The organism is Streptomyces sp. NPDC047081 (assembly GCF_040643775.1).
Taxonomy (GTDB): domain Bacteria; phylum Actinomycetota; class Actinomycetes; order Streptomycetales; family Streptomycetaceae; genus Streptomyces.
Window position 1 is genome coordinate 41,508 of the sequence record NZ_JBEYUY010000008.1, and the last position, 24,538, is coordinate 66,045.

Sequence of the window (24,538 nt, forward strand, 5' to 3'; positions counted from 1 at the left end):
GGGTTACTGCGCTGGGCTACAAGGAGTCGATCCTGAAGTGCGTGAAGGTTGCCGCGCCGGCGTGACCCGGCCCGACGGGCGCGAGCGCGAACAGCCCGAGCAGGGCGCCGACCCAGCGCCAGGGGGTGGCGGCGAAGACGGGCCCCGACGGAACCGGACCGTCGCCGAGGTCGAAGAAGAACCGGCAGCGCGCCCCGGCCCCGATCTCGATCCGCAGCCGCACCCGCCCCTCGGGCGCGAGCCGCGGACGATCGGCGTCCCGCTCCCTCTCGGCGACGCCCTCCGCGAACCGGTGCACGACCTGCACCACCCCGTCGGCCCCGCGCTCCAGCCCGATCCACCCGAACGCGTCCCCGAGGACGGCCAGCCCCGCCCGCGCCCCCGGCTCCTCGCTGTGCAGCTTCAGCGCGACCTCGACGGCGGACGGCGTGCCGGGCAGCCGCTGAGTAAGGACGTTCGGGAGTTTCCGCAGGTCATGTGCGTCGGCCGAGCGGACGCAGGACAGCCGCAGCCCGTCCCCCGAGTGGTGCGGAGCCCAGCCGTCCTGCGGGTTGGCGGTCCAGCTCCACTGCCGGCCGAAGCGTCCGCCGGGGAAGTCGTCGTCGGTCGCGGGCGCGGCGGCCGGCTGCGGCGGCAGGTCGGGCTTCGCGTGTACGGCGACGGGGGCGCCGTCGACCCCGAGCACCGGCCAGCCATCGGCCCCCCAGCGCATGGGTTGGAGGTGCACGACACGGCCGTACGCGCCCCGATGCTGGAAGTGCAGGAACCAGTCCTCGCCCGATGCCGTGCGCACCCAACCGCCCTGGTGCGGTCCGTTGACCTCGGTGTCCTTCTGCTCCAGGACGGTCTTCTCCTCGTACGGCCCGAAGAAGCCGCGCGAGCGGAAGGCGCCCTGCCAGCCGGTCTCGACTCCCCCGGCGGGGGCGAGGATCCAGAACCAGCCGTCGTGCTTGTACAGTTTGGGGCCCTCAAGGGTGAACCACCCCGGTATCCGGTCGCCGTCGACGATCAGCTTGCCCTCGTCGAGAAGTGACGTCCCGTCAGGTGCCATACGGTGGCCGGTGAGGCGGTTCTTGACGCCGGAGCGGGACTTGGCCCAGGCGTGCACGAGGTAGGCCTCGCCGGTCTCCTCGTCCCACAGGGGGCAGGGGTCGATCAGGCCCTTGCCCTCCTTGACCAGGTGCGGGCGGGACCAAGGGCCCCTGATCTCCGAGGCGTTGACCTGGAAGATGCCCTGGTCGGGGTCGCCCCAGAAGATCCAGAACCGTTCGTCGTGGTGCCGGATCGACGGCGCCCAGACCCCGCAGTCGTGCCGGGGAGTGGCGAACTCGCCGGCGGGTTCCAGGTGTTGGAGTGCGTGGCCGACCAGCGTCCAGTTGACCAGGTCGCGCGAGTGCAGCAGGGGCAGGCCGGGGACACGGCCGAAGCTGGAGGCGGTGAGGTAGAAGTCCTCACCGACGCGGACGACATCGGGGTCGGACCAGTCGGCGTTCAGGACCGGATTCGTGTACGTCACTGGCTCACCGCCTTGCGTACCAGGACCGTTGCCTCGTCGTGGCCGAGGCGGCCGTCGGCGACGACGGTCACGACGCGCCGTACCGAGGTCTCCCCCGGCTCGATCGGCAGCCGCTCGTCGTACGCCAACGACGAGCCCACGCCCGGGTATTCGGCGGTGCGCACGAACCACGGGTCGCGGCGGGTCTGTTCGGTGGCGCCGGCGAAGACGAGGGTCCAGTTCGCGCCGGCGAGGGCGAGCCAGTCGGCACGGGTGCCGTGGACCTCCGTCTCGCCCTCGCGGTCGGGGGTGAAGACGTCCGGTGCCTGCCGCTCCTTGCGGGCGCGCCAGAAGAAGCCGCCGTACGCGGCGCCGGGGCGGCCGTTGGTGGCCGGGCTGCCGATGGAGAGCAGGCCGTTCGTGACGTTGGTGAGGGAGAAGGTGAAGTCCAACGCCCAGGCGGAGTCGGTGAGTTCGGTGGCGGCGACCGTCCTGCGCTCGCGCAGCAGCTCGGCTCCGGAGGCGACCCAGCGCAGCTCCTCCACGAAGCCGTCGGGGTCGCGGAGCTGGAAGGAGCTGTGGCGCTGGGCGCCGTGGTTGTCCAGCTCGGTCGGGCCCTGGTCGCGGACGTACGTACGGCCGCCCCAGAAGTTGTGCCCCTCGACGTCGGGAACGGCGACACCGACGCCGAGGTGGTGGATGTGGTCGGCGGGACTCAGCTCGGTGACCGCCGTGCCGGCCAGGGTGGTGACGGGGTGGAGGTAGGGGCGCGGGGAGAGCCGGGCGGGGAGTTCGGGCCGGGTGACGTAACGGCCGACCGGGCGGCCCGCGACGCGCAGGACCGGCGAGTCGTTGGTCGTCATCAGGTGCTCACCTCTTTCGGTAGGGCCCAGGTGGCGCCGAGCTCGGAGTAGGTGGAGAGGGTGTCCGCGCAGGCCGCGACGAGGCCGTCGATGCCTGGGACGACCCTGCGGTCCTCTTCGGGGATCAGGCGCCAGGCGTCGGACGGGAGCGGGGTCGGGTCCGGAGCCTGTCGAATCGCTTCAACAACCGTCATGAAAGCGCCCGTCGAGTCGGGTGTGACCAGGAGCTCCGTGCCGTCGGTGAGGTGGTCGGCGAGGTTCTCCAGCAGGTCGGTGCGGCCGTACTCGTACTCCTCGGGGCCGTGGTCGGCGCGCTGGAGCAGGACGCGGTCCTGCTTGTACCAGAAGGTGATCCGGCCGCGCGTGCCGTGCACGAGGACGTACGGCTCGTCGTCGCGCTCGGCGCACAGCGTGGCGGCGACGGTGATCCGGCGGCCCTGCGCGGTGCTGACGCGGACGCAGGAGGTGTCGTCGGACTCGATGTCGTTGGCGCGCAGCAGCTCCAGCTCGATGTCGGTGACGTCCTCGGCGCGCGTCGAGCCGTTCAGCGCGAGGGCGGTGGCGACGGCGTGCGCGAGGGGGTTGGTCAGCACGCCGTCGATGACGTCGACGCCGTTCAGCCGCCGCTTCCCCGCCCAGGGCGCACGCCGGTAGTACGCCTGGGCGCGCACCCAGGCCCCGGCCCCGCCGATCCCGACGACCTCGCCGATCGCCCCCTCGGCAACCATGTCCCGGATCGCGGGCACGGCGTGTGAGCCCAGCGACTGGAAGCCGATCTGGCAGGCCACGCCCGCCTCGGCGACCCCGTCGGCCATCCGGCGGAACTCGGCGTACGAGGGCGCCGGCGGCTTCTCCAGCAGCAGGTGCACACCCTTGCGCGCGGCGGTCAGCGCCAGGTCGGTGTGGGTCGGGATCGGCGTGCAGATCACCGCGATCCGGGCCCCGGTGGAGTCGAGGAGGGCGCCGAAGTCCGGGGACTGCTCGGGCGTGCCGAGCCCGTCGGGGATCTCGTCGGCGGCGAGCGGGGTCAGCTCGCAGATCCCCGCCAGCCGGACGATGCCCTTGTCCTGCAGCCGGCGGATGTTGTCCAGGTGCCAGCGGCCGTGGCCGCGCGCGCCCGCCAGGACGATGTCTACGGTGCTCATGGGATCCTCCCTGCGCCCGCGCCGCGCGCCACCTCTCGGTCGGCCGTAGCAGCGCTGTCGATCTTTCCGTGCAGGGTAGGCGTCCAGCCGACGTCCGCGGTCAGATCGCGCTCGCTGCCGGAGTTGTAGGCGTCGTAGATGGCCAGGAGGTCGACCGGATAGCCGTTGAAGAGAGTGCCGGTCTGGTGGAGGACCGTGCCGTTCCAGCTCTTCACGAGGTCGGCGACCTCGACGTGGCCCGGAGTGTGGAAGGCGTTGTTCTCCGCGTAGATCCCGGACTCCGTGGACACGCCGAGCGAGTAGCGGTACTCGCTGCCCTCCGGCACCACGTACCGGTTGTCGTAGACGTGCACCTGCCCGAAGCGGACACGCGGCGCGCGCTGGACGACCGACTCGAACTGGTTGTGGTGCAGGGTCACCCGCAGCTTGCCGCGGTCCCCGGTCGCCGAGTCGCTGTTGCCGATGAGCATCGCCTTGTCGTGGTCCTGGAAGCGGCTCCAGGAGACGGTGACCAGGTCGGAGCCGTTGGTGATGTCCAGCAGGCCGTCGTGGCGCAGGTAGTTGCGGGCGAAGTAGGTGGCCTCGTCGGCGTCTGGGTGGCCCTTGTCGCTCGCCGTGATGTGGTCGATCCAGACGTGCGTGGCGCCGGTCAGCCAGATGTTGTCGTACGACGTCTTCCAGTCGCCGAGGCCGCCGGTGTTGGGCTGCCAGACGGGGAAGCAGTCGTAGGCGTCGCGCAGGTCGAGATTGCGGACGATGACGTTGTTGGCGTTCCTGACCTGGAGGTTCGCGCCCTTCAGGACGGCGTCGCCGAGGCCGACGATGGTGGTGTTGGAGCCGACGGGCAGGGTGACCCGCTCGGCCTGCCTGGCGGCGGAGGCCTGGCGGGCGTCCTCCTGGGCGCCGCTGGGCTTGGCGGAGCCCCAGGTGCGGGGGTCGTAGGCGGTGAGGTACTTCTTGATGCTGTAGCCGTCGGTGGCGTAGTCGGCGCAGTCCAGGTGGTGGCCGTCGTCGTCGGTGTTGGCGTCGATCGTCCCGGCGACCTTGATGATCTTCGGGGTGTCGCTGCCGCCGTCGAGGGCACGGACCAGGCCGGCGCGGTCGGTGACCGTGTAGACGTGGGCGTCGTCGGCCGCGGACCCGCCGGTGGTGCCGGTGCCTTCGGCGGCCCAACCGTCGTTCGCGGGCAGGGTGTCGCGGCTGATGTCACGGGCCTCAGCGTGTGCGGGGACGCAGAGCACTCCCAACACGGCCGTGGCGACGGCGAGCTGACGGAGTCTCATCCCTTCACCGCCCCCGCGCTGAAGCCGGTGATCAGCCACTTCTGGATGAAGGCGAACACGATCACCACGGGTACGGCCGCGATGATGCCGCCCGCCGCCAGCGCCCCCAGGTCCACGCTGTCCGCGCTCATCAGGGTGTTGAGGCCGACCGGGATGGTCTGCTTGCTCTGGTCGCTGAGGAACATCAGGGCGAACAGGAAGTGGTTCCAGGCGTGCACGAAGGCGAAGGAGCCGACGGCGATCAACCCGGGCCGCAGCAGCGGGAGTACGACGATCCGGAAGGCGGTGAAGCGGTTGCAGCCGTCGACCCAGGCGGCCTCTTCGAGCGAGTACGGCACGTTCCGGATGAAGCCGCTGATCAGGATCATCGACAGCGGCAGCTGGAAGACCGTCTCGGCGATGATCACGCTGGCGAGGGAGTTGATCATCCGCAGGTTGGCGAAGATCTCGAAGAGCGGGACCAGGAGCAGCGCGCCCGGCACGAACTGCGTGCAGAGCAGGGCCAGCATGAACGCCTTCTTGATCCGGAAGTTGAACCGGGCGAGGGCGTAGCCGCCGGCCAGCGCGACCAGGGTCGTCATCACCAGGGTCGCGACGCCGACCAGGACGCTGTTCTGGAAGTAGGTGCCGAACGCCCGCTCGTTCCAGACCTTCTCGAAGTGGTCGAAGGTCATCGGCCAGGGCACGAGGGAGGTCGAGCCGGCCGGGCGGAGCGCGAAGAGCAGGATCCAGTAGAAGGGGATCAGGGTGAAGAGGACGTAGATCGACAGGGGGAGGTAGATGTGCCAGCGGGGGACCTCGTCCCAGGCGCGGCGCTTTCCGCGCGACTTGGCCGGCCGGGGCTCCACTCGCTCGGGAGCGGGTGCGATCTCGGTGATCACTTCTCGTCACCTCCGAACTTGCTCAGCCGGAGATAGACCATCGAGCAGAAGAGCAGGATCACGAACGCCACCGTGGTCAGAGCGGATGCGTAGCCGAAGTTGTGCGCGTCGACGCTGGTGTTGGCGATGTACAGCGGGAGGGTGGTGGTCTCCCCCGCAGGGCCGCCGCCGGTCAGCGTGTAGAGCAGGTCGACGTTGTTGAACTCCCACACCGCGCGCAGCAGCGTCGACAGGACGATCGCGTCCTTCAGGTGCGGCAGCGTGATGTGCCAGAACTGCTTGAGGCGGCTCGCGCCGTCCACCTCGGCGGCCTCGTACAGGTCCTTCGAGACGGACTGGAGGTCGGCGAGGATGAGGATCGCGAAGAAGGGGACGCCTCGCCAGAGGTCGGCGACGATCGCCGCGGGGAAGACGGTCGAGGTGTCCGACAGCCAGCTGGTGCCGTACGAGCCGATGCCCGCGTCGGCGAGGTAACGGGTGATGCCCGTCTGGGAGTTGTAGAGCAGCACCCAGATCGCTGAGGTCAGCACACCGGAGACGGCCCACGGGGAGAAGACCAGGGCCCTTCCCAGCGCCCGCCCCACGAAGGTCTGGTTGACGATGAGGGCGAGTGCCAGGCCGAAGAGCAGCTGGAGCCCGACCTCGACGATGACCCACTTGGCGCTGAAGGTCAGCGTGTCCCAGAACTGGGTGTCCTTGGTGAAGATCTGGACGAAGTTGTCGAAGCCCGCGTAGCCGTTGCGCCAGGGCTTGGTGGGGTTGAAGTTCTGCAGGCTGTAGTAGAAGACGCTGAGGACCGGGTAGGCGATGAAGCCCAGCATCAGCAGGGCCGCCGGCGCGATCAGCAGGTACGGGAGCCTGCGGGGCGTGGCGGAGGCACGGCGCCGCGGGTTCGCCACAGCGGCTTGGGCCATCACTGGTCTCCGTTCTCAGTACGTGCGGCTTGCTTTCGTGGTGCAGGAAGCGCTTTCTCGCTGTGCGGGGGTCCGCCTGTATTTCGCGGTACGGGGTGCCTCTTGCTGTTGTGTGGCGGGTGCGGTGTTCGTTGTGGCTGGTCGGGCCCACGCGGCGGAGCCGCATATCGATACAGTCCCGCGCCCCTTGGGTGGGTTCAGTCAGCCTGCGTATGGATCTGGGGCCTTGCCCGGCCTGGCCAGGAACTCGAAGTCGCAGCCGGTGTCGGCCTGGGTGATCTGCTCGTTGTAGAGCGCCCCGTAGCCGCGCTCGTAACGGATGGGCGGGGTCTTCCAGTTCGAACGGCGCCGCTCCAACTCCTCGTCGTCCACGTGGAGATGGAGGCTGCGGGCCTCGACGTCGAGGGTGATGAGGTCACCGGAGCGGACCAGGGCCAGCGGGCCGCCGATGTACGACTCCGGCGCCACGTGCAGCACGCACGCGCCGTAACTCGTGCCGCTCATGCGGGTGTCGGAGATGCGGACCATGTCCCGCACGCCCTGCTTGAGCAGGTGGTCCGGGATCGGCAGCATGCCGTACTCGGGCATGCCGGGGCCGCCCTTGGGGCCGGCGTTGCGCAGCACCAGCACGCTGTCGGCGGTGATGCCCAACTCCGGGTCGTTGATGGTGTGTTGCATGGTCTTGTAGTCGTCGAAGACGACCGCGGGACCGGTGTGCTTGAGCAGGTGCTTCTCGGCGGCGATGTGCTTGATCACGGCGCCGTCCGGGCAGAGGTTGCCGCGCAGGACGGCGACCCCGCCCTCGGCCGCGACCGGGTTCTCGCGGGTGCGGATGACGTCGTCGTCGTGGACGACGGCGCTCTCGATCTGCTCGCCCAGCGTGCCGTTGACCGTCGGCCGGTCCAGGTGCAGCAGGTCGGTGATCCGGGAGAGGAAGGCGGGCAGTCCGCCGGCGAAGTGGAAGTCCTCCATGAGGTACGTCTGTCCGCCGGGCCGGACGTTCGCCAGCACCGGCACGGTACGCGCGATGCGGTCGAAGTCGTCGAGGGTGAGCTCGACCCCGGCTCGGCCCGCCATCGCGATGATGTGGATCACGGCGTTGGTGGAGCCGCCGAGCCCGAGCACCGTGGTGACCGCGTCCTCGAAGGCCTCGCGGGTGAGGATCTCCGACGGCTTGTGGCCTGTCCAGGCGAGCTCCACGGCCCGGCGCCCGGAGGCGGCGGCCATCCGCTCGTGCCCGGACTCGACGGCCGGGATCGAGGAAGCGCCGGGCAGCGTCATCCCGAGGGCCTCCGCCGCCGCTGTCATCGTGGACGCGGTCCCCATGGTCATGCAGTGGCCGGGCGAACGCGCCAACCCGCCCTGCAGCTCCCGCAGTTCACAGTCCGTCAGGTTGCCCGCGCGGTGCTCGTCCCAGTACTTCCACATGTCGGTGCCGGATCCGAGGGTCTCCCCGCGCCAGTGGCCGGGGAGCATCGGCCCTGCGGGAACGAAGATTGACGGTACGTCAGCGGAGGTGGCGCCCATGAGGAGCGCCGGGGTGGACTTGTCGCAGCCGCCGAGCAGCACCGCCGCGTCGATCGGGTACGAGCGCAGCAGCTCCTCCGTCTCCATCGCGAGGAGGTTGCGGTAGAGCATCGGGGTCGGCTTCTGGTAGGTCTCCGAGAGGGTGGCGACCGGGAATTCGAGCGGGAAACCCCCCGCCTGCCAGACACCCCGCTTGACGGCCTCGGCGCGCTCGCGCAGATGCACGTGGCAGGGGTTGATGTCGGACCAGGTGTTGAGGATCCCGATCACCGGGCGGCCCCGGTACTCCTCGGCCTCGTAACCGAGTTGGCGCATCCGGGCGTTGTGCGACCAGGTGCGCAACTGCCCCTCGGTGCCGTACCACTGATGACTTCTGAGCTCTTCCGGACGCTTTCTGTCGGTCATATCGACCACCCGGCGGCTATGGCGGCGACCTCCGCGCGCTCGCCCTCGGGCAGTTGCCTGCTCGGCGGGCGGACGTCGCGGCGGCACAGGCCGAGGGAGGCGAGGGCCTCCTTGACGACGGTGACGTTGTTGGCGGAGCCGTTTGCGGCGCGCAGTTCCTCGAAGCGGCGGATCTGCTCCCAGACCTTCATCGCGGCCGGGTAGTCGCCGGATCGAAGCGCTTCAATCATGTTCAGCGAAACGGACGGGGCGACGTTCACGAGTCCGGAGGTGAAGCCGGTGGCGCCCGCCGAGAAGTAGGAGGGGGCGTACGGCTCCGCGAGCCCCGCCACCCACACGAAGCGGTCGAGGCCGGCGTCCCGCGCGAAGGCGGCGAACTTCGCGGCGTCCGGGACGGCGTACTTGACGCCGATGACGTTCGGGCAGGCCTCGCCGAGCTGGGCGAGCCGGGCGCCGGACAGCTGCGCGTTGCGGATGTACGGGACGACGCCCAGCTCGGGGACGGCCTCGGCGATGGCGCGGTGGTAGTCGACCCAGCCGGCCTGGGAGACGTAGGGGTGGACGGGCTGGTGGACCATCACCATCCCGGCGCCGAGCTCGCGGGCGTGCCGGGCGGAGGCGACGGCGGTGGGTATGTCGTGGCCGACGCCGACGAGGATCGCGGCGCGGTCGCCGGCCTCGTCGAGGGTCAACTCCGTGACGAGGCGGCGCTCTTCGGGGGTGAGGGCGTAGAACTCGCCGGTGTTCCCGTTCGGCGTGAGGGTCCTGATGCCGCCCTCCAGCAGCCGACGCAGCAGGGTCCGGTGGGCGCCGGCGTCGACGGAGCCGTCCTCGGCGAACGGGGTCACCGGGATCGCCACCACGTCGGCCAGGGCCGCCCGCTGGGACTCGAACGTCACGCTGCTCATTCCTTGCCTTCCTCTGCCTGGTCGTCGAGGCGGGCGCCGGGGAAGGCCCGCTGCACGAACGACGCGATGTGGTCGTGGAGGGCACGTCCGGCGCCCTCGGCGTCGCCCTCCAGGGCGAGCCGCAGGATCTCCCGGTGCTCGCCGGCCTCCCGCTCCCAGGAGGGCTGGGCGGCCCAGGCGACGGCGGAGACCAGGGCGGCCTGGTCGCGGACCTCGTCGAGCATCCGGCCGAGCAGCGGGTTGCCGCAGGGCAGGTAGAGGGCGCGGTGGAACTCCCGGTTGGCGAGGGAGCGTTCGGCGGTGTCGGTGGCTTCGTCGGCCCTGCTGAGCGCGTCGCGCGCGGCATCGAGGGAGGCCCCGCGCCTGACGGCCCGCTTCAGCGCCTCGGGCTCGAGCAGCAGCCGCACGTCGTAGACCTCGCGCGCCATGTCCGCGTCCACCATGCGCACCGTGACGCCCTTGTACTGGCTCATCACGACGAGCCCGGTCCCGGCGAGGGTCTTGAGCGCCTCGCGCACCGGGGTCTTCGACACCCCGAACTGCGCGGCGAGCTCCGTCTCGACCAGGGCCTGACCGGGCGTCAACTGCCCGGTGAGGATGCGGTGCTTGATCGCGTCCAGCACGAACTGCGTGCGGGACGGGATCGGCATGGGCACAGAGGTCATGCGCGCCTCTCGGAAGTCACGTATCAGATCTCGGGTATCTGATCTCGCGTATCGCGTCTCATATATGACGTACGAAGTACGACGCGTTGAAGGTAGGAGGGGGCGCATGTTTCGTCAATGCTTCTGACAAAGGAAGTCGGGGTTGCGCGTCAGAGGGTGTGGGTCTCGCCGACTCGGGCAGGGGCCGTCGGTCCGCCGAACGCCGAGGCGGCGCGGGCGACGGCCGACTCGACGGTGAGGGTGGGGCCGACATGGGTGACCAGCAACTTCCGTACGCCGCCTGCCAGCCGGGCGCCGGCACCGGCTTCCTCGGGCGTCAGATGCACCGGGTCGTGTTCGCCTTCGCGATGGGCGTCGACGTCGGCCTCGCAGAGGAACGCGTCTGCTCCACCGGCGAGTTGAAGCAGCCCGTCGCACGGTCCGGTGTCGCCGGAGTACGCGAGGACCTTGCCCTCCGCCTCGGCTCGCAGTCCATAGGCCTCGGTGTCGTGCTCGACTGCATGGGCGGTCAGGGTCAGTTCACCGTGCCGGACGGTGTGCCCGCCGTACAGCGTCCGGAAGTCGAGGACGTCGTTCAGGAAGGCGGTGTCCGGCCGTCCGAAGAACCCGGCGAGCCGCTCGGCGCAGCCGGCCGGGGCGTACAGGGGGATCGGCGCGACGGGGGTGAGCCCGCCGTACGCGAACGCATAACAGGCCGCGAGGAGATCGGCGGTGTGGTCGGCGTGCAGATGGGAGATCCAGATCGCGCTCAGTCGCGCCGGATCCGTGTGCCGCCGCAACTCCGCGAAGCTCCCGAACCCCGCGTCCACCCACACCTCCGCCCCTCCCCCACGCACCAGGTAGCCGGAGCAGGGGGTGTCCGGGCCGGGGTGCGGGGAGGCGGTGCCGAGGATGGTGAGGGTGAGCGCCATGGGAGGGAGAGTACGGGCCGCTCCTTCGGGCTCGCCTCCGGTTTGTCGACCGTTGCGTCGCCCACAAGCTCCCGCCGCCCGCTCAGCCCCACCGCCCGGTCCAGCATCGGTGCCTCGGCCGGGACCGGGATCACCGGGCCGAAGCTGCCGCCGCCCCTGCTCGGGTCGTTCGCGGCGGCGAAGAGGAAGTGGTGGGAGAGCTGGATGGCCTCGCACCGCTGAGGTAAGCGGCCCGGCCGGGGACGACCGACAGGTTCCGACGGGTTCCCGCCGCCGCCCGCCCGCCGTTTATAGGGCACTTGCCTCATCCGCCACCGACGCCCTTAGCCCCACGATGGCCAGCCATGACGACATCGACATGGGCGGTCGTACGGGTCCTGCGCGACCGCGACGCCGGGCTGTATCTCACCGGCGTCGTGGTCTCCGGCTTCGGGACGTCCGCGCTGTGGCTGGCCTCCGGCGTCTGGGTCAAGCAGCTGACCGGCTCGGACGGCCTGGCCGCGCTGTGCCTGCTCGCGATGTGGGCCCCCACGCTCGCCGGCCCCCTGCTCGGCACCCTCGCCGACCGGTTCCGCCGCAAACCCCTCCTCATCGCCGCGAACCTCCTGCTCGCCGCCCTCCTCCTCACCCTCCTCACCGTCGACTCCCCCGGCCGGCTGTGGCTCCTCTACACGGTCCTCTTCGTGTACGGCGCCACAGGCGTCGTCCATGACGCGGCCGAGTCGGCGCTGGTCGCGGCCGCCGTCGACCGCTCGCTGCTCGGCGACTTCAACGGACTGCGCATGACCGCGACCGAGGGCATGAAGCTCCTCGCCCCGCTCGCCGGCGCAGGCCTCTTCGCGGCGTACGGCGGCCCTGGCGTCGCCCTGCTGGACGCCTTCACGTTCGTACTGGCCACGGGCGTGTACGCGCTGCTGCGGGTCCGCGAGGAACCGCCCGCACCACCCGCGGGCGGCTGGTGGGCCCGGACCGCGGAGGGCGCCGGCCACCTGTGGTCGCACGCGCGGCTGCGCCCCCTGGTCCTGGCGGGCGGCACGATGATGTTCTGCGCCGGACTGGCCGGTGCGCTGCTCTACGCCGTCATCGACGGCCTCGGCCGCTCCCCCGCGTACGCCGGTGTCCTGTACGCCGTCCAGGGCGCCGGCTCGGTCGCCGTCGGGCTGGTCTCCGGCCCGGCCCTGCGCCGACTCGGCGAGCGCCGGTTCGCGGCCTGCGGGATCGCCCTGACCGGCGTCGCGGTCGCCGCGCGGGCCGTCCCCGCCGACCCGGTGGCGCTGGCGTCCAGTCTCGCCAGCGGCCTCGGGCTGCCCTGCGTCCTGATCGCCGCCCTGACCGCCGTGCAGCGCGAGACGCCGGACGCGCTGCTGGGCCGTACCGCCGCGACCGCCAACACCCTGATGTTCACGCCGAACGTGCTTGGGCTGGCCGCAGGAGCTGCCCTCGTCGAACTCCTCGACTACCAGCCGGTGTTGCTCACCCTCGGCGCCTTCCTGCTCGTCACGGCCGCCCCGCTGTTTCAGAGCCCGGCGAGCGCCGAGCGCACCGCCTCCAGGTCGCCGTCCGACGCCAACCCTGCGTGATACAGCCGCAGTTCGGTGGCGCCCCGGCCCCGGGCCTCCGCCGCGTCCGCGGCCAGCGTGCCCGGGCTGCCGCCCATCCCGGACACCACCGGGAAGTTGGCCGCGATCACGGCACCCTCCCGGCCCTGCTCGGCGAACGGCGTCAGCAGTCCCGTACCGCCCGCGCACGGCACGACCACGCCGTCCGCGACGGAGAGGATGTGCTCGGGGTCGACGCCCGGGTTGGCGCCCACGTGGTACGTCACCGGGTCCGCGTGCAGCAGCACCTGGAAGCCCTCGGGGGCCGCCTCGCGCACCGCGCGGACCGCCGTCTCCTGAAGTGTGCGGGCGGTTTCGTCACGCCACGCGCGCGTGGCCGCCGCCTTCGCCTCGCCGAGCAGCTTCTCCACCCCGGCCCAGCCTCCGTCGTCGGGCGCGCCCTGCCACAGCGGCTCCAGCGCGTCGCGTACGGCGGCCGCCAACTCGTCGGCGTCCAGGCCCTGTTCGCCGTAACCCTCCCGGCAGGCCGGGCAGAAGCAGAGCGCCATCAGGTAGTGGCCCGCGTCGCCGAGGCCGACGCCGGCGGTCTTGTCGTGGGCGTGCAGGTGCTGGAGGCCGTACCAGCCGAGGGATTCGAGTTCGGTGCCGCGCGCGCCCGGCCGTACGGCGGCCTCGGCGGCCAGGTCGACGAGGTACGCGCGCGTGGCGGCCTGGGCGATGCAGGGGGCCCACGGGTAGCGGTCGCCGTAGGCGTTGACGACCGAGGTGTCCGGACGGTCGGCGCCCAGGCGGGAGTTGTGCGCGAGGACGACCCAGGTGTGGACCTCCAAGCCGGCGCCCGCGAGGGCCTCGGCGGCCTCGCCGTACGCGTCGCCGGGCGCCCAGTCGCCGGCCGCGTACGGCCGCAGCTCCCGTCCTTCCCAACGGTCTCCGGCCGGGTACAGCACGGCCGCGTGCTCGGCCGTGACGATGCGGTGGCGGGGGTGGCGGGGCGTGAGCGCGCGCGTGGAGTGGTAGGCGGCGGCGAGCGTCACCTGCTGCACGCCGAGCGCGGCGATACGGTCCGCGGCCTCCGGGTCCCCGTTGACGTCCCAGGGGTAGACGAAAGTCGACGCCTTCACTTGCCTTCCTCCAGCAGCCCGTAGCCGCGCTCGATCAGCTCGGCGAGTCGCTTCACATGCTCCTCGGTGGGCTCGTGCAGCGGCGGCCGGACCTCCCCCACGTCGAGCCCGCGCAGCCGTACGCCCGCCTTGACCAGGGAGACGGCGTACCCGCGGCCCTGGGCGCGCAGCTCCACGAACGGCCGGTAGAAGCCGTCCAGCAGGCGGTTCACCGTCGTGTCGTCACCCGCCTCCAGCGCCTTGTGGAAGGCGAGCGCGAGCTCCGGCGCGAAGCAGAACACGGCGGAGGAGTAGAGCGGGACTCCGATGGCGCGGTAGGCGAGCTGGGTCTGCTCGGCGGTCGGCAGGCCGTTGAAGTAGAGGAAGTCGCCGGGGACCTCGGTGCGTACGGCGCTGACGATGCGCTGCATCAGGTCGAGGTCGCCGAGCCCGTCCTTGAAGCCGATGATCCCGTCCGTGCGGGCCAGCTCGACGACGGTCTCCGGGGTGAACACGGCGTTGTCGCGCTGATAGACGATCACCGGCAGCGCGGTCGCGGCGGCCACCTCGCGGTAGTGCCGCAGCAGCCCCTCCTGCCCGGCGACCACGAGGTACGGCGGCATGGCGAGCAGCCCGTCCGCGCCGGCGGACTCGGCCACGCGCGCGTACCTGACGGCGAGCGCGGTGCCGTACCCGGCGCCCGCGACGACCGGAACCCGCCCGTCCGCCGCCTCGACGGCCGCCCGTACGCACGTCTCGAACTCCTCGGGCGTGAGCGCGTGGAACTCGCCGGTGCCGCAGCACGCGAAGACCGCGGCGGCCCCGGCGTCGACCCCGCGGCGCACATGGGCGCGGTAGGCGTCGAGGTCGGGCGAGCCGTCCGGGCCGTAGGCGGTGACGGGGAAGAACAGCGGCCCGCTGGGGATGCTGAGTCGAGCGGCGAGGGGGGCAGTCGTCACGGGCTCTCCCTGAGGCAGGCGCGTACGTTCTTCTGATCGGTGTCTATATTTCTGAACATCGCCACCCTAAGGAGCCGCCTTGGGGCCGGTCAAGCGCGCAAATGCCCATCGCACCAGCAGATTTCCGCCGTTCACGGGATACTTGACGAGCCGTGTTCAAGCTCCCTAGCGTGTCCACGGATGTGAATAGCGTGCACGCATGCAGCCGCTGACCGAAGGAGACGCGAGATGCCGGCCCCCCGCACCGTTCTGCTCACCGGCGCCGCCGGCGGACTCGGCACCCTGATGCGGGACCTGCTCCCCGAGTACGGCTACGAGCTGCGCCTGCTCGACCTGCGTCCGGTCGAGGGCGCGCCGGACGCGATCGCCGCGGACCTCGCCGACAAGAAGGCCGTGCGCGAGGCCGTACGGGGCGTCGACGCGATCATCCACCTCGCGGGCATCTCCCTGGAAGCCCCCTTCGAGAAGATCCTCAGGGCGAACATCGAGGGCACGTACAACCTGTACGAGGCCGCCCGCGAGGAGGGCGTCGCCCGGATCGTCTTCGCCTCCTCCAACCACGCGGTCGGCTTCACCCCGCGCCCCCAGGGCCAGGATCCCCTCATCCCGATCGACACCCCGCGCCGCCCGGACACCTTCTACGGCCTGTCCAAGTCCTTCGGCGAGGACCTCGCCCAGCTCTACTGGGACAAGCACGGCCTGGAGACGGTCTCCGTCCGCATCGGCTCCTGCTTCCCCGAGCCGACCAGCGTCCGGATGCTCTCGGTGTGGATGAGCCCGGCCGACGGCGCCCGCCTCTTCCACGCGGCCCTGACCGCGGAGAACGTCGAGCACACGGTCGTCTACGGCTCCTCGCGGAACACCCGCCTGTGGTGGGACCTCACCACGGCCCGCGCCCTCGGCTACGACCCCCAGGACGACTCGGAGCCGTACGCGGAAAAGCTGATCGCCGACCAGGGCGACCTGGACCCGGGCAACATCGCCCACGCCTACCTGGGCGGCCACTTCGTCAGCGACCCGCCCATCTGGCCGTACTGATCCGGCCGCATCACACGACGGACGGGCACCGAACGGACCCGCCCACGGTCCTGTTCGGGCACGGGCGCAGTGTCTGATGTGGCGCGCCAGCGCCACTCCCAGGGGCGCGGGGCTGTGACATTTGCGGCTCCGCCGCGGGGCGCGACCAGCCACAACAAACCCGCAGCCGCCACACAACCACACCACCCCAGCCCGTAGGCCCGGCCCGCCCGAACGGGCAGAGACGGACAGGATCACCCCCGCAACAGACCTGGTCACCACCTCGCACCCGCTGTACAACTTCCTGCATACGGCCCGAACGGGCAGCACGCCAGGAAAGCGGGTGACCGAATGACCAGTACCGCGGAAGAACGCCAGCGGGAAATCGTGCGAGTCGCCCGCACAACAGGCGCCGTGGACGTCAACACCCTCGCCACCCAACTCGGCGTGGCAAGGGAAACCGTACGCAGAGACCTCCGCGCCCTGGAGGACCACGGCCTGGTCCGCCGTACCCACGGCGGCGCCTACCCCGTGGAGAGCGCCGGTTTCGAGACGACCCTCGCCTTCCGCGCCACCAGCCACGTACCCGAGAAGCGCCGGATCGCCACCGCCGCGGCCGAGCTGCTCGGGGACGCCGAGACCGTCTTCGTCGACGAGGGCTTCACCCCGCAGCTCATCGCCGAGGCCCTGCCCGCGGACCGGCCGCTGACCGTGGTCACCGCGTCGCTGCCGGTCGCGGGCAGCCTCGCCGAGGCCGGCAACATCTCCGTACTGCTGCTCGGCGGCCGGGTCCGCCCCGGCACCCTCGCCACCGTCGACCACTGGACGACGAAGATGCTGGCCGGCTTCGTCATCGACCTCGCCTACATCGGCGCCAACGGCATCTCCCGCGAGCACGGCCTGACCACCCCCGACCCGGCCGTCAGCGAGGTCAAGGCGCAGGCGATCCGGGCCGCCCGGCGCACGGTGTTCGCGGGCGTGCACACCAAGTTCGGGGCGGTCAGCTTCTGCCGGTTCGCGGAGATCGGCTCGCTGGAGACGATCGTCACGAGCACGCTGCTGCCCTCGGCCGAGGCGCACCGCTATTCACTGCTGGGCCCCCAGGTCATCCGCGTTTGAAAAACAAACCCACCTTCCAGGGCACCCCCCTGCCCAAGAGCCGCCCTTTATCTCCCCATATGTTCAGGAGCGATCCATGCGCACCCAGAGCCGACGACGGCCACCGCGAGCGACGCTCGCCCTGGCCGCCGCAGGGACGCTGCTCGCCCCGCTGCTCTCCGGCTGTTGGGTCGGAGCGGGCGGGTCCGGTTCCGGCGGTGACTCCGTCAACGTCCTGATGGTCAACAACCCGCAGATGGTGGAGCTGCAGAAGCTCACCAAGGCGCACTTCACCAAGGAGACCGGCATCAAGGTGAACTTCACCGTGCTGCCGGAGAACGACGTCCGCGACAAGATCAGCCAGGACTTCGCCAACCAGGCCGGCCAGTACGACGTGGCGACGCTCTCCAACTACGAGATCCCGATCTACGCCAAGAACGGCTGGCTGCACGAGATGAACTCCTACGTGGCCAAGGACCCGTCCTACGACGAGCAGGACGTCCTCAAGCCGATGCGCCAGTCGCTGACCGCCGACGACGGCAAGCTCTACGGCCAGCCCTTCTACGGCGAGTCGTCCTTCCTGATGTACCGCAAGGACGTGTTCGAGAAGAAGGGCCTGACCATGCCGGCCCACCCCACCTGGGACCAGGTCGCCAAGCTCGCCGCCGAGGTCGACGGGGCCGAGTCCGGGATGCGCGGCATCTGTCTGCGCGGCCTGCCCGGCTGGGGCGAGCTGATGGCACCGCTCACCACGGTCGTGAACACCTTCGGCGGCACCTGGTTCACCAAGGACTGGAAGGCCCAGCTGGACTCCCCCGCCTTCGAGAAGGCGACGAAGTTCTATGTCGACCTGGTGCGCAAGCACGGCGAGTCCGGCGCCGCCCAGTCCGGCTTCGCCGAGTGCCTGAACAACATGACCCAGAGCAAGGTCGCCATGTGGTACGACGCCACGAGCGCCGCCGGTTCCCTGGAGGCGAGCGGCTCCCCGGTCAAGGGCAAGCTCGGCTACGCGCCCGCCCCGGTCGAGAAGACCGACAACTCCGGCTGGCTCTACACCTGGGCCTGGGGCATCCAGAAGGCCTCCCGCAACCCCGACAAGGCCTGGAAGTTCGTCTCCTGGGCCTCCAGCAAGCAGTACGAACAGCTCGTCGGCGAGACCAGCGGCTGGCCCAACGTGCCCGCCGGCAAGCGCGCTTCGACCTACACCAACGCCGATTACGTCAAGTCGGCCGCCGCCTTCCAGGAGATGACCAAGGAGGCCATCGAGAGCGCCAAGCCCAACGATCCGGGGGTGCAGCCGCGCCCCGCACCCGGCATCCAGTTCGTCGGCATCCCCGAGTTCACCGATCTCGGCACCAAGGTCTCCCAGGAGATCAGCGCGGCCATCGCCGGACGCCAGTCCGTCGAATCGGCCCTGAAGAAGTCCCAGCAGCTCGCCGAGAAGATCTCGAAGGAGTACGAGGGGCGATGAGCGCCACGACAACGGCTCCGATAGCCGCAACTCCCGTACGCACGAGGCGCCGGCCGTCCACCCGGATGCGCGCCTGGGCCACCCGCGCCCCCCTGCTGCCCGCCCTGGTCTTCATGATCGTGGTGACCCAGCTGCCCTTCGTGGCCACGCTGATCATCTCGTTCTTCGACTGGAACGCCCTCTACCCGAAGGCCCGGCACTTCACCGGCCTCGACAACTACAAGGAGGTCCTCACCGACGCGGACCTGCGCCACTCGGTGTGGACGACGGTCCTGCTGACGGTGACCGTGGTCCTGGTCAGCCTGGTCCTGGGCCTGGCGCTCGCACTCCTCCTCGACCGCAGGTTCCGGGGCCGAGGAATAGTACGGACGCTGCTGATCGCGCCCTTCCTGGTGGTCCCCGTGGCCGCGGCCCTGCTGTGGAAGCATGTGCTGTTCAACCCCGAATACGGTCTGCTGAACGGCCTGTTGCACTACGTCGGCGGCCCGCAGCCCGACTGGATCTCCAACAACCCGCTGATCGCGGTCGAGGCCTCCCTGATCTGGCAGTGGACGCCGTTCATGATGCTGATCCTGCTGGCCGGCCTGCAGAGCCGCGACAACGAACAGCTGGAGGCCGCGCGCGTCGACGGCGCGAACGACTGGCAGATCTTCCGCCACTTGACGCTCCCGCACCTGCGCCGCTACCTCGAACTCGGCGCCCTGCTCGGCTCGATCTACATCGTGCAGAACTTCGACGCGGTCTTCACGATCACCTCCGGCGGCCTGGGCACCGCCAACCTCCCCTACACCGTCTACCAGAGCTTCTACCAGGCTCACGAGAACGGCCTCGCCTCGGCCGCGGGCGTCCTGGTGGTCATCGGCTCGATCATCATCGCGACCTTCGCCCTGCGCGTGGTGTCGTCCCTGTTCCGCGAGGAGGTGTCCCGCGCATGAACGCCGTACTGCGCCGAAACGGTCTCGGCCTGGTGGCCTGGCTGGTCGGTATCGTCTTCTTCCTGCCCATCGCCTGGATGGCGCTGACGTCCTTCCACTCGGAGGCGGACGCGGCCACCAACCCGCCGTCCTTCGGGGCCGCCCTCACCCTGGACGGCTACCGCGAGTTCTTCGGCACGGGCGGCGGCGCGAGCCCCTGGCCCGCCCTGATCAACTCCACCGTGGCATCGGTGGCGTCGACGGCCTTCGTACTGCTCCTCGCGCTGCCCGCGGCATACGCGCTCTCCATCCGCCGCGTGCGCAAGTGGACGGACGTCCTGTTCTTCTTCCTGTCCACGAAGATGCTGCCGGTGGTGGCGGGCCTGCTGCCCATCTACCTGTTCGCCAAGAACACGGACATGCTCGACAACATCTGGTTCCTGGTCATCCTCTACACGTCCATGAACCTGCCGATCGCGGTGTGGATGATGCAGTCCTTCCTCTCCGAGGTCCCGGTGGCCATCATCGAGGCGGCCCGCGTGGACGGGGCCCGGCTGCCGACCATCCTCGCGCGCGTGGTCGCCCCGATCGCCCTGCCCGGCATCGCCGCCACCGCCCTGATCTGCTTCATCTTCAGCTGGAACGAGCTGCTGTTCGCCCGGGTCCTCACGGGCGTGGTCGCGGAGACCGCCCCCGTCTTCCTCACCGGCTTCATCACCAGCCAGGGCCTGTTCCTGGCGAAGGTGTGCGCCGCGTCGCTCGTCATCTCCCTGCCGGTGCTCGCCGCGGGGTTCGCCGCCCAGGACAAGCTGGTCCAGGGCCTGTCACTGGGAGCCGTCAAATGAAGGCCGCCGTCATCGAGTCCGTGGGCCGCGCCGTCGTCACCGAGGTCCCCGACCCGACACCCGGCCCGCGCGAGGTCGTCGTCCAGGTCGCCGCGTGCGGCCTGTGCGGCACCGACCTGCACATCCTCCAGGGCGAGTTCGCGCCCAAGCTGCCGATCGTGCCGGGCCACGAGTTCGCCGGCGAGGTGGTCGGCGTCGGCACTCAGGTCACGGAGGTCGCGGTCGGCGACCAGGTGGCCGTCGACCCGTCCCTGTACTGCTACGAGTGCCGGTACTGCCGTACGGGCCACAACAACCTCTGCGAACGCTGGGCCGCGATCGGCGTCACCACCGCCGGCGGCGCGGCCCAGTACGCGGTCGCCCCCGTGGCGAACTGCGTGAAGCTGCCCGAACACGTACGCCCCCAGGACGCGGCCCTGGTGGAGCCCCTGTCCTGCGCGGTCCGCGGCTACGACGTCCTCCAGTCCCGTCTGGGCGCGCACGTCCTGATCTACGGCTCCGGGACGATGGGCCTGATGATGCTGGAACTCGCCAAGCGCACGGGCGCGGCGAGCGTGGACGTGGTGGACCTGAACCCGGCCCGCCTGGAGACGGCGGTACGGCTGGGTGTCTCGGCGTCGGCGGCGAACGCGGACGAGCTGGACCGGCCGCAGGGCTGGGACCTGGTCGTCGACGCCACGGGCAACGCGGCGGCGATCCAGGACGGCCTGGGCCGGGTGGCGAAGGCGGGCACGTTCCTGCAGTTCGGCGTGGCCGACTACGCGACCCGCGTGACGATCGACCCGTACCGCATCTACAACCAGGAGATCACCATCACCGGCTCCATGGCGGTCCTGCACAGCTTCGAGCGGGCGGCCGAACTGTTCGCGAACGGAGTGCTCGACCCGGAGGTCTTCATCAGCGACCGGATACCGCTGGAGCGGTACCCGGAGGCGCTGGACCAGTTCGCGGCGGGGGTCGGGAGGAAGATCGTCGTGGTGCCGTAGACATCCTGTGAGCCGTCGAAGTTTAAGGGAACGGTAAAGCGAGGTCGTTCGTTCACCGGGCATGACAGCTATGACCCCAGGCTCGAACATCCCTCTCCCCACCGCCCGCGTGACGGTGGACGTCGCCGCCCCGGTGCGGCTCGACGTGTCGGGCCTGCTGCTCACGGGCGACGGCAAGGTGCGCTCGGACGACGACTTCATCTTCTACAACCAGCCCAGCGGCCCGGGTGTGACGTACCGCTCCGGCGGCGGTACGTCACCGGACGCGATCCTCGTCGACACGTCCGCGCTGCCGCCGGGCATCGAGAAGATCGTGGTCACCGCGAGCCCGGACGCCGCCGGGCAGACCTTCCAGGGCATCGAGCCGACGGCCACCGTCCGGGGCACGGACGACGGCTCGGTGCTGGCCACCTTCACCCCTCCGCAGCTGGGCACCGAGACGGCGCTGGTGGTCGTGGAGATCTATCTCCGCAACGGCCAGTGGAAGGCCCGGGCGGTCGGCCAGGGATACGCCAACGGGCTGGCGGGCATCGCCACGGACTTCGGCGTCACGGTGGAGGAGCCGGCGTCCGCGCCCGTGGCCCCGCCGGCTCCCGTCGCCCCGCCCGCGCCCACCGTCCAGACGCCGGTGGCGCCGCCGGCCCCGCCGCTGACCATGCCGCCGCCTCCCCCGGCCAACCCCGCGCCCGCAGGGGGTCCGCCGGCGCCGGGTGCCGGGAAGATCAATCTCGACAAGGGCCGGGTCAGCCTCCAGAAGAACCAGACGGTCTCCCTGGTCAAGGGCGGCCGCCCGCTGCTCTCCCAGGTCAAGATGGGCCTCGGCTGGGAGCCGGCCTACCGCGGCAAGGACATCGACCTGGACGCGTCGGTCATCGCGTACGGCCCGCAGCGCAACCACATCGACAGCTGCTACTTCGGCAAGCTGTCGATCCTGAACGGCGCGGTCAAGCACTCCGGCGACAACCTCACGGGCGAGGGCGGGGGCGACGACGAGGTCATCGTGGTCGACCTCGGCCGGCTCCCCCAGGAGGTCACCGGTCTGGTCTTCACGGTCAACTCCTTCTCCGGCCAGAAGTTCACGGAGGTCGCCAAGGCCTACTGCCGCCTCCTGGACGCGGCGACGGGCGAGGAACTGGTCCGCTTCGACCTCACGAACGCGGAGGCGCAGACGGGCGTGATGATGGCGAAGCTGATCCGCCAGTTCTCCGGCGAGTGGGACATGACGGCGATGGGCGACTTCGTGAAGTCCCGCACGGTCAGGGGGATGGTGAAGCCGGCGGCCCAAGCACTCTGACCCAGCTGCGGGCAGTCGTGCCGCTGGGGCGGCACGGGTGGGCGCAGCGGCACCCTGCCAGCGCAGGTGAGCGCGCCCACCCCGCCCCTACGGCCGCAGTCCCTCCGTCAGCAGCGACAGGTACCGGCGGACGTGCGACCCCCCGCCCTTCGCCAGCTCCGAGGCCGTGGCGACTCCGTGGGCCAGCCGCAGGACGTCGATCGGCTCGACGTCCCCCCGCAGTGTCCCCTCCTTCTGCGCCGCCTCCACCAGCCGCTCCGCCGCCGCCTTCATATGCGTGGCGCAGGCGGTCAGTTCGACCCGGCTCCCGTCCGTGACCGCCGACCCCAGCAGGGACTTCAGCCCCCGCACCTCGGTCGTCCCCACGCAGACCTCGTAGAGCCACTCCACCAGGGCCTCCCCCGGCGGCAGTTCCTTCGCGATCTCGTCGGCCCGCTCCCCCAGCGCCTCGATGCGATCGACGTACGTGGCCTCCAACAGCGCCTGCCGCGTGGGGAAATGGCGGTACAGCGTGCCCGACCCGACGCCCGCCCGCTTGGCGATGTCGTCGAGGGACGCGTTCTCCCCGTGCTCGGCGAAGGCCTCCGCCGCGGCCTTCAGCAGCCGTTCGTAGTTGCGCCGAGCGTCCGCTCGCATGGGCTTGACCTGCGCCATTCAGATACTCCTTGCGAACCGGGGACTCTCTCCGTATCTTAGCGAGAGTTAAACGGAGACAGTCCCCGCTTTTCTTCGCGGGCCGTCCTGACCTGCCCACATCCGTTGCTTCGTGCTGCCCGCACCCACCTCACCGGGGACCTCGAAACGGGAGAACTCATGTCCACCCCGTCCACGACCACCGGCACCCGCTCCGCCCCACCGGACCATCCGGCCCGGCTGGGCACGGTCCTCCTCGTCATCGTCACCGCCTACCTGATGGTCGGCGTCGACTCCACCGTCGTCAATGTCGCGCTGCCCGACATCCAGCACGACCTCGGCTTCAGCCGCACCGGCCTGTCCTGGGTCCTCAACACCTACACGCTCGCCTTCGGCGGACTGCTGCTGCTCGGCGGCCGCGTCGGCGACATCCTCGGCCGGCGCCGTACGCTCACCACCGGCGTCCTGCTCTTCGCCGCGTCCTCCCTGCTCGGCGGGCTCGCCACCGACAGCGCCTGGCTGCTCGCGGCCCGCGCGCTGCAGGGCGTCGGCGCCGCCCTCACCGCACCCTCCACGCTGGCCCTGATCACCACCAACTTCCCCGACGGGCCGCGCCGCCACCACGCCCTCGGCATCTACTCCTCCATGGCCGGCATAGGCGCCTCCGTCGGCCTGGTCCTCGGCGGCATGCTCACCTCCTGGGCGTCCTGGCGCTGGGCCCTGCTCATCAACGTCCCGATCGGCGCCGCCGTCGCCCTCGCCCTGCCCCGCTTCGTCACCGAAACCCCGCGCCACGCGGGGAAGTTCGACGCGGCCGGAGCACTCACCGGCACGGCGGGGATGACCTCGCTGGTGTACGCCTTCATCCGGGTCTCGGAGGCCGGCTGGAGCGACAGCCAGGCGATGCTCGGATTCAGTACGGCCGCCGCCCTGCTGGTCGCCTTCACCCTCGTCGAGTCCCGCGCACCGCAGCCGATCATGCCGCTGCGCCTCTTCTCCGACCGCAACCGCGCGGGCGGCTACGCGGGCGTCCTGCTGCTGCCCGCGGGCATGTTCGGCGCCTTCTACTTCCTCACCCTGATCAGTCAACAGGTCCTGGAATACAGCCCGTTGCGCGCGGGCTTCGCCTTCCTCCCCTTGACCCTGGCGATGTTCACGACCGTGCGCTTCGTGCCGCGGCTGCTGCCCCGGTTCGGCGCCAAGCCGGTGCTGCTCACCGGCATGGCCCTGCTCGTCACCGCCGCCACCTGGCTGTGGCGCCTGGAACCCGGCGACGGGTACGCGGTCGGTCTGCTCGGTCCGCTGCTGCTGATGGGCGTCGGCGTCGGCCTGAGCTTCATGCCGCTCAACGCGACGATCCTGGCCCGCATCGAGCCGCACGAGGCGGGCGCGGCCTCCGGCCTGCTCCAGACCCTGCAGTGGCTCGGCGGCACGCTCGGACTGTCCGTCCTGGTCACGGTGTTCGGCACGGCGACCCGGCACGCGTCCGGCACCCCGGCCGAGGTGCTCACCGAAGGGTCGGCGCGCGCCTTCGGCGTCGGCGCGCTGATCGCCGTAACCGCTCTGCTGGTGTGTGCTCTTGTGATCACCGGGCAGCGCAGGCCCGCGTAGATACGGCACTGCCCGCCCCCTCGTGGAGAAAGGGGCGGGCAGTGTGCCAACTCG

General features: G+C 70.7%; 22 protein-coding genes. 9 read left to right on the plus strand and 13 right to left on the minus strand.

Annotation, left to right across the window (positions count from 1 at the left end; translation table 11 throughout):
• Positions 1 to 16 precede the first annotated feature (16 nt).
• The 10 genes from ABZ848_RS17130 to ABZ848_RS17175 form a co-directional block, all read right to left on the minus strand.
• The gene (locus ABZ848_RS17130) at positions 17 to 1,516 is read right to left on the minus strand and encodes a family 43 glycosylhydrolase (RefSeq protein WP_360832077.1); all 1,500 of its coding nucleotides are present in this window, start codon (positions 1,514 to 1,516) and stop codon (positions 17 to 19) included.
• Positions 1,513 to 2,358, minus strand: coding sequence for a PmoA family protein (locus tag ABZ848_RS17135; RefSeq protein ID WP_360832080.1), 846 nt, complete (start codon positions 2,356 to 2,358; stop codon positions 1,513 to 1,515). Before ABZ848_RS17135 ends, ABZ848_RS17130 begins: the two co-directional genes overlap by 4 nt.
• Entirely contained in the window at positions 2,358 to 3,503 is a 1,146-nt protein-coding gene (locus ABZ848_RS17140; protein WP_360832082.1) for a Gfo/Idh/MocA family oxidoreductase, read from the minus strand. The genes ABZ848_RS17135 and ABZ848_RS17140 overlap by 1 nt, the downstream gene beginning before the upstream one ends.
• A complete protein-coding gene (locus tag ABZ848_RS17145; RefSeq protein ID WP_360832085.1) occupies positions 3,500 to 4,786 on the minus strand; it encodes a pectate lyase in 1,287 nt (428 codons plus the stop codon). Before ABZ848_RS17145 ends, ABZ848_RS17140 begins: the two co-directional genes overlap by 4 nt.
• Positions 4,783 to 5,655, minus strand: a complete 873-nt coding sequence (locus ABZ848_RS17150) for a carbohydrate ABC transporter permease (RefSeq protein WP_360832858.1) — start codon at positions 5,653 to 5,655, stop codon at positions 4,783 to 4,785. Before ABZ848_RS17150 ends, ABZ848_RS17145 begins: the two co-directional genes overlap by 4 nt.
• An 8-nt stretch (positions 5,656 to 5,663) precedes the next feature.
• Positions 5,664 to 6,581 carry a sugar ABC transporter permease gene (locus ABZ848_RS17155; RefSeq protein ID WP_360832087.1) on the minus strand — a complete coding sequence of 306 codons (918 nt, stop codon included), beginning with the start codon at positions 6,579 to 6,581 and terminating at the stop codon, positions 5,664 to 5,666.
• Between the two features lie 201 nt (positions 6,582 to 6,782).
• Positions 6,783 to 8,513, minus strand: coding sequence for an L-arabinonate dehydratase (gene araD, locus ABZ848_RS17160; protein WP_360832090.1), 1,731 nt, complete (start codon positions 8,511 to 8,513; stop codon positions 6,783 to 6,785).
• Entirely contained in the window at positions 8,510 to 9,421 is a 912-nt protein-coding gene (locus ABZ848_RS17165) for a dihydrodipicolinate synthase family protein (RefSeq protein WP_360832093.1), read from the minus strand. The genes araD and ABZ848_RS17165 overlap by 4 nt, the downstream gene beginning before the upstream one ends.
• Entirely contained in the window at positions 9,418 to 10,086 is a 669-nt protein-coding gene (locus tag ABZ848_RS17170; RefSeq protein ID WP_360832096.1) for a GntR family transcriptional regulator, read from the minus strand. The genes ABZ848_RS17165 and ABZ848_RS17170 overlap by 4 nt, the downstream gene beginning before the upstream one ends.
• A gap of 149 nt (positions 10,087 to 10,235) precedes the next feature.
• The gene (locus ABZ848_RS17175) at positions 10,236 to 10,997 is read right to left on the minus strand and encodes an MBL fold metallo-hydrolase (RefSeq protein WP_360832099.1); all 762 of its coding nucleotides are present in this window, start codon (positions 10,995 to 10,997) and stop codon (positions 10,236 to 10,238) included.
• A 344-nt stretch (positions 10,998 to 11,341) separates the two neighbouring features.
• Here ABZ848_RS17175 and ABZ848_RS17180 point away from each other — a divergent pair, with 344 nt between their 5' ends.
• Positions 11,342 to 12,577, plus strand: coding sequence for an MFS transporter (locus tag ABZ848_RS17180; protein WP_360832101.1), 1,236 nt, complete (start codon positions 11,342 to 11,344; stop codon positions 12,575 to 12,577).
• Here ABZ848_RS17180 and ABZ848_RS17185 read toward each other — a convergent pair.
• Complete coding sequence (locus ABZ848_RS17185; RefSeq protein ID WP_360832104.1) at positions 12,514 to 13,677, minus strand: hypothetical protein; 1,164 nt, start codon at positions 13,675 to 13,677, stop codon at positions 12,514 to 12,516. The genes ABZ848_RS17180 and ABZ848_RS17185 overlap by 64 nt on opposite strands.
• A complete protein-coding gene (locus ABZ848_RS17190) occupies positions 13,674 to 14,615 on the minus strand; it encodes a 5-dehydro-4-deoxyglucarate dehydratase (protein ID WP_360832106.1) in 942 nt (313 codons plus the stop codon). The genes ABZ848_RS17185 and ABZ848_RS17190 overlap by 4 nt, the downstream gene beginning before the upstream one ends.
• A 228-nt stretch (positions 14,616 to 14,843) precedes the next feature.
• Between ABZ848_RS17190 and ABZ848_RS17195 the strand changes: the two genes are divergently transcribed.
• The 7 genes from ABZ848_RS17195 to ABZ848_RS17225 all read left to right on the plus strand — a co-directional run bounded on the left by ABZ848_RS17195 (position 14,844) and on the right by ABZ848_RS17225 (position 22,240).
• Positions 14,844 to 15,653 carry an NAD(P)-dependent oxidoreductase gene (locus ABZ848_RS17195; RefSeq protein WP_360832108.1) on the plus strand — a complete coding sequence of 270 codons (810 nt, stop codon included), beginning with the start codon at positions 14,844 to 14,846 and terminating at the stop codon, positions 15,651 to 15,653.
• Positions 15,654 to 15,983: 330 nt separating this feature from the next.
• The gene (locus ABZ848_RS17200; protein WP_360832111.1) at positions 15,984 to 16,751 is read left to right on the plus strand and encodes a DeoR/GlpR family DNA-binding transcription regulator; all 768 of its coding nucleotides are present in this window, start codon (positions 15,984 to 15,986) and stop codon (positions 16,749 to 16,751) included.
• 76 nt (positions 16,752 to 16,827) lie between these two features.
• Positions 16,828 to 18,201 (plus strand): sugar ABC transporter substrate-binding protein, encoded by a 1,374-nt coding sequence (locus ABZ848_RS17205; protein ID WP_360832114.1) that lies wholly within the window; start codon positions 16,828 to 16,830, stop codon positions 18,199 to 18,201.
• Entirely contained in the window at positions 18,198 to 19,136 is a 939-nt protein-coding gene (locus ABZ848_RS17210) for a sugar ABC transporter permease (protein WP_360832116.1), read from the plus strand. The genes ABZ848_RS17205 and ABZ848_RS17210 overlap by 4 nt, the downstream gene beginning before the upstream one ends.
• Positions 19,133 to 19,960: a carbohydrate ABC transporter permease gene (locus ABZ848_RS17215; RefSeq protein WP_242774504.1), complete on the plus strand. Its 828-nt coding sequence runs from the start codon at positions 19,133 to 19,135 to the stop codon at positions 19,958 to 19,960. Before ABZ848_RS17210 ends, ABZ848_RS17215 begins: the two co-directional genes overlap by 4 nt.
• Positions 19,957 to 20,946 carry a zinc-dependent alcohol dehydrogenase family protein gene (locus ABZ848_RS17220; RefSeq protein WP_360832119.1) on the plus strand — a complete coding sequence of 330 codons (990 nt, stop codon included), beginning with the start codon at positions 19,957 to 19,959 and terminating at the stop codon, positions 20,944 to 20,946. Before ABZ848_RS17215 ends, ABZ848_RS17220 begins: the two co-directional genes overlap by 4 nt.
• A 70-nt stretch (positions 20,947 to 21,016) precedes the next feature.
• On the plus strand, positions 21,017 to 22,240 hold the full coding sequence (locus ABZ848_RS17225; protein ID WP_360832861.1) for a TerD family protein: 1,224 nt from the start codon (positions 21,017 to 21,019) through the stop codon (positions 22,238 to 22,240).
• Between the two features lie 87 nt (positions 22,241 to 22,327).
• Here the strand turns inward: ABZ848_RS17225 and ABZ848_RS17230 are convergent, their stop codons facing one another.
• Positions 22,328 to 22,894, minus strand: coding sequence for a TetR/AcrR family transcriptional regulator (locus tag ABZ848_RS17230; protein ID WP_360832122.1), 567 nt, complete (start codon positions 22,892 to 22,894; stop codon positions 22,328 to 22,330).
• 159 nt (positions 22,895 to 23,053) lie between these two features.
• Between ABZ848_RS17230 and ABZ848_RS17235 the strand changes: the two genes are divergently transcribed.
• On the plus strand, positions 23,054 to 24,484 hold the full coding sequence (locus ABZ848_RS17235; protein WP_360832125.1) for an MFS transporter: 1,431 nt from the start codon (positions 23,054 to 23,056) through the stop codon (positions 24,482 to 24,484).
• Positions 24,485 to 24,538: the final 54 nt, after the last annotated feature.

Excerpts from the sequence above, each read along its gene's own strand:
- ABZ848_RS17135 (WP_360832080.1), bottom strand. The coding sequence starts at position 2,358 with ATGACGACCAACGACTCGCCGGTCCTGCGCGTCGCGGGCCGCCCGGTC.
- ABZ848_RS17140 (WP_360832082.1), bottom strand. The coding sequence starts at position 3,503 with ATGAGCACCGTAGACATCGTCCTGGCGGGCGCGCGCGGCCACGGCCGC.
- ABZ848_RS17145 (WP_360832085.1), bottom strand. The coding sequence starts at position 4,786 with ATGAGACTCCGTCAGCTCGCCGTCGCCACGGCCGTGTTGGGAGTGCTC.
- ABZ848_RS17155 (WP_360832087.1), bottom strand. The coding sequence starts at position 6,581 with ATGGCCCAAGCCGCTGTGGCGAACCCGCGGCGCCGTGCCTCCGCCACG.
- araD (WP_360832090.1), bottom strand. The coding sequence starts at position 8,513 with ATGACCGACAGAAAGCGTCCGGAAGAGCTCAGAAGTCATCAGTGGTAC.
- ABZ848_RS17165 (WP_360832093.1), bottom strand. The coding sequence starts at position 9,421 with ATGAGCAGCGTGACGTTCGAGTCCCAGCGGGCGGCCCTGGCCGACGTG.
- ABZ848_RS17170 (WP_360832096.1), bottom strand. The coding sequence starts at position 10,086 with ATGACCTCTGTGCCCATGCCGATCCCGTCCCGCACGCAGTTCGTGCTG.
- ABZ848_RS17175 (WP_360832099.1), bottom strand. The coding sequence starts at position 10,997 with ATGGCGCTCACCCTCACCATCCTCGGCACCGCCTCCCCGCACCCCGGC.
- ABZ848_RS17180 (WP_360832101.1), top strand. The coding sequence starts at position 11,342 with ATGACGACATCGACATGGGCGGTCGTACGGGTCCTGCGCGACCGCGAC.
- ABZ848_RS17195 (WP_360832108.1), top strand. The coding sequence starts at position 14,844 with ATGCCGGCCCCCCGCACCGTTCTGCTCACCGGCGCCGCCGGCGGACTC.
- ABZ848_RS17200 (WP_360832111.1), top strand. The coding sequence starts at position 15,984 with ATGACCAGTACCGCGGAAGAACGCCAGCGGGAAATCGTGCGAGTCGCC.
- ABZ848_RS17205 (WP_360832114.1), top strand. The coding sequence starts at position 16,828 with ATGCGCACCCAGAGCCGACGACGGCCACCGCGAGCGACGCTCGCCCTG.
- ABZ848_RS17210 (WP_360832116.1), top strand. The coding sequence starts at position 18,198 with ATGAGCGCCACGACAACGGCTCCGATAGCCGCAACTCCCGTACGCACG.
- ABZ848_RS17215 (WP_242774504.1), top strand. The coding sequence starts at position 19,133 with ATGAACGCCGTACTGCGCCGAAACGGTCTCGGCCTGGTGGCCTGGCTG.
- ABZ848_RS17220 (WP_360832119.1), top strand. The coding sequence starts at position 19,957 with ATGAAGGCCGCCGTCATCGAGTCCGTGGGCCGCGCCGTCGTCACCGAG.
- ABZ848_RS17225 (WP_360832861.1), top strand. The coding sequence starts at position 21,017 with ATGACCCCAGGCTCGAACATCCCTCTCCCCACCGCCCGCGTGACGGTG.
- ABZ848_RS17230 (WP_360832122.1), bottom strand. The coding sequence starts at position 22,894 with ATGGCGCAGGTCAAGCCCATGCGAGCGGACGCTCGGCGCAACTACGAA.
- ABZ848_RS17235 (WP_360832125.1), top strand. The coding sequence starts at position 23,054 with ATGTCCACCCCGTCCACGACCACCGGCACCCGCTCCGCCCCACCGGAC.